The 13,608-nt window shown below is 70.0% G+C and carries 9 protein-coding genes; 8 read left to right on the forward strand and 1 reads right to left on the reverse strand.

Annotated features, from left to right (window positions below; genetic code table 11):
• Position 1 precedes the first annotated feature (1 nt).
• A complete protein-coding gene (locus VLK61_RS02985) occupies positions 2-1,066 on the reverse strand; it encodes an ABC transporter ATP-binding protein (protein ID WP_325418142.1) in 1,065 nt (354 codons plus the stop codon).
• Between the two features lie 261 nt (positions 1,067-1,327).
• Here VLK61_RS02985 and VLK61_RS02990 point away from each other — a divergent pair, with 261 nt between their 5' ends.
• From VLK61_RS02990 to VLK61_RS03025, 8 genes are all read left to right on the forward strand, one after another.
• The gene (locus tag VLK61_RS02990; protein WP_325418144.1) at positions 1,328-2,518 is read left to right on the forward strand and encodes an extracellular solute-binding protein; all 1,191 of its coding nucleotides are present in this window, start codon (positions 1,328-1,330) and stop codon (positions 2,516-2,518) included.
• 15 nt (positions 2,519-2,533) lie between these two features.
• Positions 2,534-3,439: a carbohydrate ABC transporter permease gene (locus VLK61_RS02995; RefSeq protein WP_325418146.1), complete on the forward strand. Its 906-nt coding sequence runs from the start codon at positions 2,534-2,536 to the stop codon at positions 3,437-3,439.
• Positions 3,440-4,106: 667 nt separating this feature from the next.
• Positions 4,107-5,012: a carbohydrate ABC transporter permease gene (locus VLK61_RS03000; RefSeq protein ID WP_325418148.1), complete on the forward strand. Its 906-nt coding sequence runs from the start codon at positions 4,107-4,109 to the stop codon at positions 5,010-5,012.
• A gap of 60 nt (positions 5,013-5,072) precedes the next feature.
• On the forward strand, positions 5,073-6,902 hold the full coding sequence (locus VLK61_RS03005; RefSeq protein ID WP_325418150.1) for a hypothetical protein: 1,830 nt from the start codon (positions 5,073-5,075) through the stop codon (positions 6,900-6,902).
• Positions 6,899-8,185: an AGE family epimerase/isomerase gene (locus tag VLK61_RS03010; protein WP_325418152.1), complete on the forward strand. Its 1,287-nt coding sequence runs from the start codon at positions 6,899-6,901 to the stop codon at positions 8,183-8,185. The genes VLK61_RS03005 and VLK61_RS03010 overlap by 4 nt, the downstream gene beginning before the upstream one ends.
• A gap of 75 nt (positions 8,186-8,260) precedes the next feature.
• A complete protein-coding gene (locus VLK61_RS03015) occupies positions 8,261-10,510 on the forward strand; it encodes a GDSL-type esterase/lipase family protein (RefSeq protein ID WP_325418154.1) in 2,250 nt (749 codons plus the stop codon).
• Entirely contained in the window at positions 10,507-11,763 is a 1,257-nt protein-coding gene (locus VLK61_RS03020; protein ID WP_414636761.1) for an AGE family epimerase/isomerase, read from the forward strand. The genes VLK61_RS03015 and VLK61_RS03020 overlap by 4 nt, the downstream gene beginning before the upstream one ends.
• A partial coding sequence (locus tag VLK61_RS03025; RefSeq protein WP_325418156.1) for an alpha-galactosidase occupies positions 11,760-13,608 on the forward strand: 1,849 nt, incomplete at its 3' end. The genes VLK61_RS03020 and VLK61_RS03025, both read left to right, overlap by 4 nt.

Genomic DNA, 13,608 nt, shown 5'->3' on the forward strand with positions numbered 1-13,608 from the left:
TTCAATGGAGGCGGTGGCCGGCCTCATCGGCGGCGAACAGGTGGATGCGCGACGGCGGCAGCCGCACGCTGACGGCGTCGCCGACGCGGGGCCGCGCATGCTCGGCAGACAGCCGCACCAGCAGCCGTTCGCCGCTGGGCAGCAAGAGGTGGGCGATCTGCTCACCGCCCAGGTGCTCGACGACATCGACACTGCCGTCGATGCCGCTGCCGGGCGGCGCCAGGCTCAGGTGCTCGGGCCGCACGCCCAGCACCAGCTCGGCCGGCCGCGATGAGCTGGCGGCCACTTGCAGCAGGCTGCCGGCCACCTTCAGCGTGTCCGGCGCGACGGTCTGCGCACGCAGGAAGTTCATCGCCGGGCTGCCGACGAAGCCGGCGACGAAGCGGCTGGCCGGCTGCTCGTACAACGACAGCGGCGCGCCGCATTGTTCGATGCGGCCGCCGTTGAACACGGCGATGCGGTGGCCGAGCGTCATCGCCTCGACCTGGTCATGGGTCACGTAGATCATCGTCGTGCCCAGTTCGCGGTGCAGCCGGGCCAGCTCGGTGCGCATCTGCACGCGCAGCGCGGCATCCAGGTTGGACAGCGGCTCGTCGAACAGGAACACCGCCGGCTGGCGCACGATGGCGCGGCCGATCGCCACGCGCTGGCGCTGGCCGCCGGACAAGGCACCCGGCTTGCGATCGAGCAAATGCCCGATCTGCAGAATGGTCGCCGCGCGCTGCACCGCGGCGTCGATGTCGGCCCGCGTGCGCCGCGCCAGCTTCAGCGCGAAGGCCAGGTTCTCGCGCACCGTCATGTGCGGGTACAGCGCATAGCTCTGGAACACCATCGCCACGCCGCGCTGCGCCGCCGGTACGTCGTGCACCGCCCGCTCGCCGATGCTCAAGCTGCCGGCCGAGAGTTCTTCCAGCCCGGCGATGACACGCAGCGTGGTCGACTTGCCACAACCCGAAGGCCCGACGAAGACCATGAATTCGCCGTCCACGATGTCGAGATCGATGCCGTGCAGCACCGGCACGGCCCCGTATCGCTTCTCGATCCCTCTCAAGCTCAGCCCGGCCACGTCTCGATCTCCCAACCGGAACGTACCGGTGAACTAAACATAAGTTATGTTGCGTAGTTTGTTTCCTTGTTTAGTTGTCGTCACTTCGGGATTCCACCTACGGGAAACCGTGTGTGACTGGAGGATTGCATGTCCATGAGGCGTGGAGATAATGCTGGATGTTTAGTAAACGATCTGTTTGAGCGTTGGCCGATGGGGATCTTGGTGTTCAAAGGAAGACGGTCCGCATCGTGTTCACGGCTCGGCCTCGCGGCCGTGCTGATGAGCGCCGCCTTGAGCGCGCAGGCGCAGAAGCTCGTCGTGTGGATGGTCGGCGACGACAAGGTGGTGCGCGTGCTGCAGCCGGCCGTCGAGGCCTTCAAGGCGAAGCGCCCGGGCGTGCAGGTCGAGGTGCGCGACGTGCCCTGGGCCGATGCGATGTCCAAGTACTCGGCGGCGCTGGCCAGCCGCAGCGGGCCCGACGTCATCACCGGCGGCACCACCTTCGGCATCGACCTGGGCGCCAAGGGTGCCTTGATCGACCTCAACCAGCGCGCGCCGGATCTTGTGAAGCTGCTGGAGCAGCATGCCGCGCCGGGCGCCATTCGTTCGGTGCGGCGGCCCGACGGCGTGATGCACGCGGCGCCGTTCGACATGCATGTGCAGCTGCAGTACTACCGCACCGACCTGTTGCCCAAGGCGCCCGCCACCTATGCCGAGTTCGACGCTGAGGTGCGCCGGCTGCGCGCCGGCGGCGCGCGCGGCTACGCGCAGCAATGGGGCAATACCAGCTGGCTGGGCTTCTTTCCGTACCTGCTGCAGGCGGGAGGCGCGCTCTACGACGCGCAGTGCACCAAGGCGCTGGTCGACAGCCCCGAGGCTGTGCGCGCGCTGAACTACTACGCCACGATCTACCGCCAGCTCAAGGCGCCCACCGACACCTGGCCCGACGCCGATGGCGGCCTGGAGAACGGGTCCTATCCCTTGATCCAGTCGGGCACCTGGCAGTTGTCCAGCCTGGACATCACGCGCCGCAAGATCGCCGGCCGCTGGGCCGCGGCACCGCTGCCGGCCGCGCCGGGAGGACGCAACACCGCCTTCATCGGCGGCACCGTGATGGGGGTGACCTCGTTCTCGCCGAACGTCGACCTGGCACTGGACTTCCTGCGCACGGTCTACCAGGCCGATGTCACGCGCCGCATGGGCGAAGCGGCGCTGCCGCTGGGCCTGGTCTGGCTGCCCGGCGGGCGCACCGACCAGCTGGCCGCACTGCCGCTGCCGCCGCAGCACAAGCAGGTGCTGATGGCGCAGCTGAAAGACACCGAAGGCCCGCCGAACTGCCCCGGCTGGCAGCGCTTGTCCGAATCGCTGACCCGCGCGGTGCAGCGCGTGGTGCTGGCCGACGGTGATGCGCAGCAGGAGCTGAGCAAGGCCGCCGAGAAGATGAACCGCGCGCTCGTCGGTGGCCGCTGAATTAATGGGTTATCCATGACTCATTCCACCTTGCACCGCACGCTGCGCCGCCATGGCCGCGACATGCTGCTGGTGGCACCCTTCATCGCGCTGTTCGCGGTCTTCAACCTGTGGCCGGTGCTGCGCTCGGCCTGGCTCAGCTTCACCGAGTACCACGCCACCGCGGCGCCGCGCTGGGTCGGCTGGCGCAACTACGCCGACCTGTTTGCCGACGAGCGTTTCTGGCGCGCGCTGTCCAACACCAGCCTGTACATGGTGCTGGTCTCGGTGCTCGCGGTGGTGCTGGGGCTGCTGCTGGCGCTGGCCTTCGGCAGCCAGTCGCGGCTGCACCAGGTCGCCCGCATCGCCTTCTTCCTGCCTTCGGTGGCCGGTGGCGTGGGCGCGATCTCGGCGTGGAAGTGGCTGGCCAACTCCGAGTCCTACGGTCTGTTCAACAGCGTGCGCGGCTGGTTCGGCCTGGAGCCGGTGCGCTTTCTCGGCGATCCGTCGTGGAGCATGGTGATCCTGGTGGCCATCGGCGTGTGGTCGGTGCTGGGCTACAACCTGGTCATCTTCGTTGCCGGCATGCGCTCGATCCCGGCCGACCTGTACGAGGCCGCCACGCTGGACGGCGCCACGCGCTGGCATCGGCTGTGGCACATCACGCTGCCGATGCTGCGGCCCACGCTGCTGTACGTGGGGGTCACCGGCATGATTGCCTCGTTCCAGGTGTTCTACGAGCCCTACCTGCTGTTCGGCTCGGTCGATGCGATCGGTGGCCCGCTCGATTCGGCACTGATGCTGGTGACCTACCTGTTCGACTACGGCTTCCACCAGCTCGACCTGGGCTACGCCTCGGCGGCGGCGTGGGTGTTGACGACGATTCTCTTTGTGTTGACTTGGGTGAACCTCAAGCTTGGCCGTGCTTCGGAGGCGGATTGATGAGGTCTGCGGCTGCTGTCGGCCCTTCGCGGTCGTTCGGTCGTTGTCTTGAAAGCCGACTTTCGAGAGTCGAGTACTGGAGAGTTGCCGGGATTCCGCCCCGGCGGGCGGGTCACTTTCTTCTGGTGGCCCAGAAGAAAGTAACCAAAGAAGAGGGCCTAGAACCAAACGTTCATCTGTGCCTCCGCACGCGGTGTGCAGCCGCGCCACTGGCGGCACCTCCCCGGCGTTCTCAATACCCCGAACCGTCGGTCACCAGATTGGCACATAACACGCCCTGGCATTCGAAAGCGGGGCACCGCTTTCACTACTCGCCGGGCGCCTTGCGCCCATTCGTCCCGAGGCTTGCACGCTTTCGTATGCCAGTGCGGTTTTATTGCCAATCTGGTGACCGACGGTTCGGGGTATTAAGAATGCCAGGGGCGTGTTCACAATTGTGCCTCCGTGCTGGAGTGACGGAGGCACAAATGAACGTTTGGTTATCAGGTGCTTTCTTTGCCTACTTTCGTTGCACCAGCAAAGAAAGTAGGTCGGCCGCCGGGACGAAATCCCGGCCACTTGCCAGTACTCAACAATCGAATGTCGGCTCTCAGAACAACAACCGAACGGCCGCAACGGGCTATCAGCAGTCACTCGACCAGCGGCAAGGCGAGGGCGGCGCGCTGACATGAGGGCTCTAGCCAACGAAAAGCGCAGCCGCTGGCTGCTGCTGGCCCGCGCACCACTGTGGCTGCTGGTCGCCAGCATGCTGGTGCCGTATTACTGGATGGCCATCGGCGCTTTCAAGACCGCGCCCGAGCTGGTGCAGCAGCCACCGACCTTCTGGGTCCACAAGCCGACGCTGCAGAACTTCTACGACCCGGGCTTCGTCGACAACCCGCAGGACCGGGACCACTGGGCCGGCATCTTCCAGGTGCTGAGCGAAGGCTACGGATTCGGCCAGTACTACCTGAACAGCCTGGTGGTCACGCTGTTCGTCACTGCCTTGAGCATCCTGGCCGCGTCCTTCGTTGCCTTCGTGCTGACCAAGCGGCCCTTTCCGGGCAGCCGCGCGCTGTTCGGCCTGATGCTGGCCAGCATGATGGTGCCGTGGGAAGTGACGATCATCCCCAACTTCCTCACCGTCGCCGCGCTGGGCTGGATCAACACCTACCCGGCGCTGCTGGTGCCCGGGCTGGCCAAGGCCTTCGTGGTCTTCTACTTTCGTCAGATCATCCTGTCGGTGTCGAGCGAACTGGTGGACGCCGCCACGATGGACGGCGCGGGCACCGTGCGCATCTGGTGGAGCGTGGTGCTGCCGCTGCTGCGGCCGGCGCTGGCGGCCATCGCCATTCCGGTGGCCATTGCCGAGTGGAACAACTTCCTGTGGCCGCTGCTGGTGATCAACGACGCGCAGCACATGACGCTGCCGCTGCAGCTGGGCAAGATGGCCGGCAACCTGAGCTACAACCCGCAGTCCGCCGCGGTGCTGATGGCCGGCTCGCTGATCGCGTCGCTGCCGGCGATCCTCGCCTTCCTGTTCTTCCAACGCCAGTTCGTCGACGGCCTCACCGCCGGTGCGACCAAAGGCTGAGCTCACGCCGACCCGATGACCCATGGCAACCCTGCTCCTGCGCTACCCCGCCGTGCCTTCGTGGCTGGCCTGCTCGGCACCGGCCTGGCCGAGCTTTGCACGGCAGCGCCGATGAATGCGGCCGATCTGAATCTCGCTCGTGAGGCTGCTGCCGCGGCGCGCTGGGAAGGCCCGCGCGTGCGCGGCGGCGGCTGGCTCGAATGGCGGCTGGCCACGCCCATGCCCGGCACGCCGGCGCAGTTCTTCGACCCCGCGCACTACGACCTGTCGTGCGAGTTCAGCGGCCCGCAAGGCCGCAGCTTGCACGTCACCGCCTTCTGGAGCCGCGACCCGCTGGGCAGCCAGTGGGTGCTGCGCCTGCTGCCACCGCTGGCCGGCCGCTGGCGCGCCGCGCCGCGGGCGCGCATCGGCGGCGGCGAGGCTGTCGCCCTGGGCGCAAGCTTCGAGTTCGACGTGAGCAGCGTCGTCGCGCATCAGCGCATCGTCATCGACCCGCAGGATCCGCGCTACTTCGCTTTCGACGACGGCACGCCCTTCGTGCCCGTGGGCCTGAACGTCTGCTGGGGCGCGGGTCCGCAACCGCTGGCCGACTACCGCCGCTGGTTCACGCGGCTGGCCGAGAACGGCGGCAATTTTGCGCGGCTGTGGATGGCCAGCTGGTCCTTCGGCATCGAGTGGAAGGACACCGGGCTGGGCGACTACGCCGTCCGCATGGACCGCGCGGCGCAGCTGGACGCGGTGTTCGAGCTGGCCGAATCGCTGGGCATCCGCATCATGCTGTGCCTGGTCAACCACGGCGCCTTCACCGAGAAGAACGACGCGGAGTGGCAAGACAACCCCTACAACCAGGCCAATGGCGGGCCGCTGGCCGCGCCGGAGGGTTTCGTCACCGACGAGCGCGCACAAGCCCTGTTCGAGCGCCGTGTGCGCTACATCGCTGCGCGCTGGGCACACAGCCCGGCGCTGCACAGCTGGGAGTGGTGGAACGAGGTCACCTGGACGCCGATTGACGCGGCCCAGCTGCGCCCGTGGTTCACCCGCATGAGCCGCGTGCTCGATGCGCACGACCCCTACCGCCGTTTGCGCAGCACCAGCTGGGCCGACCGCGGCGATGCCGCGTCGTGGAAGATGCCCGCGCTGGACTACGCGCAGCAGCACGACTACACCTCGCGCGACCTGATGCTGCACTACGCCGGAGCGGCGCGCGAGTGGCGTGACGACGGCATCACCAGCAAGCCGCTGGTGGCCAGCGAACTGGGCCTGGAGACCACGCACGACGCCAAGGCCCCGCGCCCGTTCAACTGGGACGCCGTGCACCTGCACAACGGCCTGTGGGCGCCGCTGTTCCACGGCTTCGCGGCCACCGCGCTGTACTGGTGGTGGGATCACCTGGTCGACCCGCTGAACGTCTGGCCGGCGTACCGCGGCATAACGCGTTATCTGCAGGCCTTGCACGACAGCGGCCTGCGCCTGGCTGGCCACCGTCCGCACGCGGCCGAGTTCGCCGGGGGCGAGGCCCACGCGCTGGCCCTGGCCGGCCCGACCAGCGTGCTGCTGTGGGTGCGCGCCGACCTGCACGACGCCAGCGCGCTGCGCGAGGCCTGGCAGGAAGCCACCGGCGGCACCGATCCCGCCCGTCCGTGGCAGCCGGACTACCCGGCCATCGTCGACGGCCGCGTGCGCGTGCAAGGCCTGGCCCTGGCTGATGGCCGGGTGAATGGCCGCGTGAATGGCCGGGTGCGGGTGCGCTGGTTCGACGCCGGCAGCGGCGAGGCGCTGGCCACGGCCGCAGGTCTTGCGACGACCGAGACCACACTGCGCGACGGCGCGCTGGACCTGACCTGCCCGAGCTTCGGCCGCGATGTCGCCGCCATCGTGCAAGCCCTATGACCTCACTCAGCCCTTTGAACCCCTTCGACGACACCGCGCTGCCCACCGGCCCGGCCCGCCAGGCCTGGGCCGCGCGCCTGCGCCAGGACTTGACCGACAACGTGCTGCCGTGGTGGCAGCGCGAGATGTTCAGCGCCGACGGCCGGCTGCTGGGCGGCCGCGGCAACGACGGCGCGCTGCGCGAGCTGCCACGCAGCGCGGTGCTGGGCACGCGCCTGCTGTGGACCTTTGCCAGCGCGCAGCTGCGCCTGGGGCCCGACGCCGCCGGTGCGCAGGCGGCGCGGCGCGCCTGGGACTGGTTGTGCGGCCCGCTGACCGATGCCGAACACGGGGGCGTGTACTGGTCGGTGGATGCCGAAGGCCGGCCCCTCGCCGAGCACAAGCAGACCTATGCCCAGGCCTTTGCGATCTATGCGCTGACGGCTTGCCACGCCTGGCAGTGCAAGCAGCGGCTGCTGCCGCCGCAGTCGAGCACGCCGGCGCTGCAGCACGCGCTGCAGCTGTTCGACCTGCTGGACACCCACGCGCTGGACGCCGCGGAAGGCGGCTTCTTCGAAGGCTGCACGCGCGACTGGCAGCTGCTGCCCGGCGCCCGGCTGTCCGAACAGGAGCCGCCCGCGCCGAAGTCGATGAACACGATGCTGCACGTGCTCGAGGCCTACACCGAGCTGCTGCGCTGCTGCCCGAAACTGCGCGTGGCGGCCCGGCTGCGCGCGCTGGTCGAGATCTTCCTCACGCGGCTGTGGTTGCCGCAGCAGCGCTGCTTCGGCCTGTTCTTCACGCGCGACTGGCGCAACCTCACGCCGCAGGTGTCCTGGGGTCACGACATCGAAGCCGCGTGGCTGCTGGTGCGCGCCTGCGAGGTGCTGCATGACCCGATATTGAGCGAGCGCGTGCGCGCGCTGGCCGGGGAGGTGGCCGACGCGGTGCTCGAACGCGGCGTGGCCGACGACGGACGCGTGTTCGGCGCCGGCCACTTCGACGGCAGCGTCACCGACCGGCGCAGCCACTGGTGGTGCCAGGCCGAGGCGGTGGTGGGCTTCTGGGACGCCTGGCAGCACGGCGGTGACGTGCGCCATGCGCAGGCCGCCTGGCGAGCAGGGCAGTACATCGAGCGCCACCACATCGACCGTGCGGGCGGCGACTGGTTCAAGGTGCTCGACGAACACGGCACGCCGCTGGCCGAGGTGCCCAAGGCCGGACCGTGGGAATGCCCGTACCACCACGTGCGCGCCGGGCTGGAGATGATCGAGCGCCTCGCACAGGTGCCCACAGTCGCATGAACACCCCGAGGGGATGAGTCAAGTGACAAAGCATCAGGCAACAACATGAAAGGATTTCGGGCATGGACTGTAGGCATGGGCATCGGCATGGGCATCATGGTCGGCGCGGCTGAGGCCGCCGACGTTCGGCTGCAGGCGGTGCTGCGGCAGCTGGAGGCCGGCCAGCCGGTCACCGTGGCGACGATCGGCGGCTCCATCACCACCGGCTATGCGGCGAACCCGCCGCGTGAACGCGGCTGGGCCGCGCAGACCGCCGCCTGGCTGGGACAGCGCGGCACCGTGCGCTTCATCAACGCCGGCGTCAGCGGCACCGATTCGGCCGCGGCCGTGCAGCGCGTGAAAGCGCATGTGCTCGATGCCGCGCCCGACCTGGTGTTCGTCGAATACGGCGTCAACGACCATTGGCTGGATCCTGCCGTGCGGGACAGCAGCTACGAAGGCCTGCTGCGCCAGCTGCTGTCAGCCCCCAAGCCGCCGGCGGTGGTGACGCTGCAGCTCACCCAGCAAGGCAACCAGGCGCGCGACACGGTCGAGCCGCAGCTGCGGCTGGCCGCGCACTACGGCCTCACGGCCATCGACTTTGGCCGTTGGGCGCAGCACCGTGCTGATGCCGGGCAGCTGCGCTGGGAGGCGCTGTACGACGAGCCGGTGCACCCGAACCAGCGCGGCCACGATGCGATCGCGCAGGCCGTCATCGAGACGCTGCAGGCCGCCGCGCAGGCCCCGGCTTCGGCCGCACCGGCGGTGCAGGCCGCATTGCCCGTGCCGGCCGTGCTGCCCACGCCGGCCGTGCTGCCGACACCGCTGCACGGGCGCGATCACGAGTTTGTGCGCAGCGTCGCCGGCAGCGCGCTCGAGCCCTGGCGCAACCAGGGCTTCACGCGTGGCGGCGAGGTCCACCCCGAGTGGGCCGCGCTGCCGGGTGGCCAGCCAGCGGGCTGGACCACCACCGCCGACGACGCGCAGGCCTCGTTCCTCGTCTGGGGTTCGCAGATCGCGCTGTTCCATGCCGAGAGTGCGCTCTACCGCAACCTGGAAGCCTGGGTCGACGACGGCGCGCCAGTGACGGTGCGTGGCCACGTGCCCGAGCGCCAGGGCTACCTGGGCTGGCACTACACCGTCGTCGGCCACGGCCTCGAACCCGGCGCGCACCTGCTGCATGTGCGCGTCAAGCGTGATGAGTTCGCCGGCAGCGGCCGACCCGCCAGCCTGCTGGCCGTGATGGCCGCCGGCCTGCTGCCGCCGGCGCTGCAGGCGCAGCAGCCGGGCGACTTCGCGGCGCTGCCGGCGGCGGATGCCGCGCCCGGCTGGCAGCACGTGCGCGCCGACGACGCCCGTCTGGCCTACACCGGCCGCTTCGACACCCGGCAGCCGCAGGCCCCGCTGCTGGCCTGGAGCGGCAGCGAGATCCGCGCGCGCTTCACCGGCACGCGGCTGGCGCTGCGCCTGGCGGCCACGCGCGGCACCAGCTTCTACACGGTGGAGGTCGACGGCCGCCGCCACCTGCTGGCGCTGCGCGGGGAGGGCCCCAGCAAAGATGGTCCCCAGGATTGGCAGCTGCGCACGCCGCTGGCGCCCGGCGAACACAGCCTGCGCATCGTCAAACGCACCGAAGGCGCGATGGCCGAGGCGCGCTTCCTCGGCCTGCGGCTGGCGGCCGATGGCCAGCTGCTCGCGCCGCCGCCCGCGCGGCCGCTGCGGCTGGAGTTCTATGGCGACTCCATCACCGCTGGCGCCTGCAACGGCGACCTGGGCACCGACCAGTACGAGGATCTTTCCAGCCACGACGGCACACGCGCCTACGGGGCGCTAACGGCCGAACGACTCGGCGCCGACTACGTGGGCATCGCAGTCAGCGGCATTGGCATCACGCGCACCTGGGACGCGCTGCTGATGCCGCAGATCTGGGACCGCGTGGCACCGCACGCCGACGCCCCCATCGCGCCCGTCGCGGTGACGGGCCAGCGCGTGCCCGACGTGGTGCTGGCGAACCTGGGCCAGAACGACCATGGCTTGCCGGTCTCGCGCGGCGAGCCGTTTGCGGCCGATTTCGGCGAGCGCTACCTCGGCTTCGTGCGCGGGCTGCGCCAGCGCTATCCGCAGGCCCGGCTGGTGCTGGCGATCGGCGGCATGTCGGCCTGGATGGAGCAGCCCGAGTTGCTGCGCGTGCTGGCGGCCACCGCCGAGCGCCTGCGTGCCGAGGGCGACCCCCTGGTCTGGACCTACACCTTCAAGGCCTTTGCCTGGGCCCATCCCCGCATCGATGTGCACGCCCGGATGGCCGACGAACTCGTCGACTTCCTGCGTGAGAAAGTGCTGCCATGACCTTCCCGCCCCCAACCCGGCCCCCAACCCGGCCCGCAACCCGGCCCCCCCGACCCGAGCTGCGCCGCCCCGAGGCGCTGCTGGCGCACATGCGCCACACGCTGGATTTCTACTCCCCGCGCGCGCACGACGCCGGCGGCGGCTGCTTCCACTTCTTCAAGGACGACGGCACGGTGTACGACCGGCGCACGCGCCATTTGGTCAGCAGCACGCGCTTCGTCTTCAACCACGCGCTGGCCTGGCGCTGGTTCGGCGAGCCGGTGGCTGGCGTGGCCCATGCGCTGGCTTTCGTGCGCCAGGCGCATGCGCAGCCGCAGGAAGGTTATGCCTGGCTGATCGACTGGCACGAGGGCCGTGCCCAGGTGCTGGACGGTACCAACCACTGTTATGGCCTGGCCTTCGTGCTGCTGGCCCATGCCCATGCGGCCGAGGCCGGCGTGGCCGGCGCGCGCGAAGGCATGGCGCAGACCTTCGATCTGATGGAACGCAAGTTCTGGCAGCCCGCCCATGCGCTGTATGCCGACGAAGCCACGCCCGACTGGCGGCTGGGCAGCTACCGCGGCCAGAACGCCAACATGCACGCCTGCGAAGCCCTGCTGGCCGCGCATGCCGCCAGCGGCGAGCAGCGCTACCTGGACCGCGCCCGGGTCCTGGCCCACGGCATTACCCAGCGCCAGGCCGAACTGGCGGGCGGCATGATCTGGGAGCACTACCACGCCGACTGGACGCCCGACTGGGACTACAACCGCCACGACAAGAGCAACATCTTCCGCCCCTGGGGCTTCCAGACCGGCCACTTCACCGAATGGGCCAAGCTGCTGCTGCAGCTGGAGCGCCGCCTCGGCAATGCTGCCCCGGCCTGGCTGCACGAGACCGCGCGCCAGCTGTTCGACGCCGCGATGCAACACGGCTGGGACGACGCGCACGGCGGCCTGGTCTACGGCTTCGGCCCCGACGGCCAGGTCTGCGACGGCGACAAGTACTTCTGGGTCCAGGCCGAGAGCCTGGCCGCCGCCGCCTGGCTGGCCGTGCGCACCGGCGACGAGGCCTACTGGCAGTGGTATGACCGCTTGTGGGCCTATGCCTGGGAGCACTTCATCGACCACGAGCACGGTGCTTGGTACCGCGTGCTCTCGCCGTCCAACGAGAAGCTGAGCGACGAGAAGAGCCCCGCCGGCAAGACCGATTACCACACGATGGGTGCCTGCCAGGATGTCTTGGCCGCGCTGGGCATACGGCCCCCGGTGAAATGACGTCTGCGATCGTCGCGCTGCACGGCAGCAGCAGCAGCCTGGTCATCGAGTGCCTGCCGCAGGGCGCGCCGCTGTGGCGCTGGTGGGGCCCACGCTTGCCCGAGGACGGCGTGCCCCTGCACCGCGTGGCTGATGCACGCTACGTGCCGCCCTCGTCGCTGGAGCAGGAGCTGCCGGCTGGCCTGCTGCCGACATTCGGCGTCGGCGGCTTTGGTCAGGCGGCGCTGCTGGCGCACCGCGACGGGCGGCAGTTTGCGCAGCATTTTGATGAGTGCACCGTGCGGCAGGAGCCCGGCCAGCTGCACATCACGCTGCACGACCGCGTGGCGGCGCTGCGCGTGGAGCTGTCGCTGCGCCTGGATGCGCACGACGTGCTGCGCGTGGCCACCCGGCTGGTCAACGAAGGTGACACACCGTTGTCACTGCAGTGGCTGGCCTCGGCCACGCTGCCGCTGCCGGCGCAGGCGCGCTGCGTGCGGTCTGTTCATGGCCAGTGGGCCAATGAATTTCGCCAGCATGACGATGCGCTCGGCCCGTCGACTTGGCTGCGCGAGAACCACCGCGGTCGGACTGCGCACGACGGCTTCCCTGGTGCGCTGGTGCTGGCCGAAGGCGCCGGCGCGCACACCGGCACGGTGTGGGGCGCGCAGCTGGCGTGGTCGGGCAACAGCCGCCTATGCATCGAGCCGCGCGAGGACGGCGGCTGGCTCTGGCAGCTCGGCGAATGGCTGGCGCCGGGTGAGCTGTGCCTGCCGCCGGGCGGGGCCTTCGAGGCCCCGTTGCTCGTCGCCGCCTGCAGCACGCAAGGCAGCAACGGCGTGATGCGCGCGTTCCACGCCGCCGCGCGTGCAACGCTGCGCTGGCCCGGCGGCACGATGGCGCCGCGGCCGGTGCACCTGAACACCTGGGAGGCCGTGTACTTCAGCCACGACGAGGCCGCGCTGCGCGAACTGGCCGAGGCTGCCGCGGCGGTCGGCGTCGAGCGCTTCGTGCTGGACGACGGCTGGTTCCACGGCCGGCGCGACGATGCGCGGGCCCTGGGCGACTGGTGCCCCGATGCCGTCAAGTACCCGCAGGGGCTGGCGCCGCTGGCCGCGCATGTGCGCTCGCTGGGCCTGCAGTTCGGCCTGTGGGTCGAGCCGGAGATGGTCAGCCCCGACAGCGAACTCCACCGCGCCCACCCCGATTGGGCGCTGCAGCTGGCCGGCCGCCCGCTGCTGACGGCGCGGCAGCAGCTGGTGCTGGACCTGGCGCGGCCCGAGGTGGCCGAATTTGTCTTCGGCTGCATCGACGCGCTGCTGGCCCGGCTGCCCATCAGCTACCTGAAGTGGGACATGAACCGCGACCTCACCACCGCGGGCCACGACGGCCGCGCGGCCTACGACGGGCAGGTGAGGGCGCTGTACGCGCTGCTGGCGCGGCTGCGCGAACGCCACCCCGATGTCGAGATCGAAAGCTGCGCCTCCGGCGGCGCGCGCATCGACCTGGGCATCCTGCCGCAGGTCCATCGCTTCTGGACCAGCGACAACAACGACGCCCGCTCGCGCGTGGCGATCCAGCGCGGCGCGCTGCAGTTCATGCCGCCTGAAGTACTCGGCGCCCATGTCGGCGCCGAACGCTCGCACACCACCGGCCGCAGCCAGGCGCTGGCCTTTCGCGCGGCGGTCGCGCTGCCGCTGCACCTGGGCGTGGAAGCCGACCTGCGCCGGCTCGACGAGGCCGCGCGTGCCGAACTGGCGCGCTGGATCACGCTGTACAAGCAGCTGCGCGGCCGCCTGCACGGCGCGCCGCTGTGGCTGGGCGAGGCCGGCGACGGCATCGTCTGGCAGGCCCATGGCGACTCAA

Origin of the sequence: Aquabacterium sp. (assembly GCF_035476535.1) — a bacterium.
Classification (GTDB): domain Bacteria; phylum Pseudomonadota; class Gammaproteobacteria; order Burkholderiales; family Burkholderiaceae_C; genus Pseudaquabacterium.

Bases quoted from the DNA above. Each gene is read 5' to 3' on its own strand.
- VLK61_RS02990 (WP_325418144.1), top strand. From the start codon at position 1,328: ATGAGCGCCGCCTTGAGCGCGCAGGCGCAGAAGCTCGTCGTGTGGATG.
- VLK61_RS02995 (WP_325418146.1), top strand. From the start codon at position 2,534: ATGACTCATTCCACCTTGCACCGCACGCTGCGCCGCCATGGCCGCGAC.
- VLK61_RS03000 (WP_325418148.1), top strand. From the start codon at position 4,107: ATGAGGGCTCTAGCCAACGAAAAGCGCAGCCGCTGGCTGCTGCTGGCC.
- VLK61_RS03010 (WP_325418152.1), top strand. From the start codon at position 6,899: ATGACCTCACTCAGCCCTTTGAACCCCTTCGACGACACCGCGCTGCCC.
- VLK61_RS03015 (WP_325418154.1), top strand. From the start codon at position 8,261: ATGGGCATCGGCATGGGCATCATGGTCGGCGCGGCTGAGGCCGCCGAC.
- VLK61_RS03020 (WP_414636761.1), top strand. From the start codon at position 10,507: ATGACCTTCCCGCCCCCAACCCGGCCCCCAACCCGGCCCGCAACCCGG.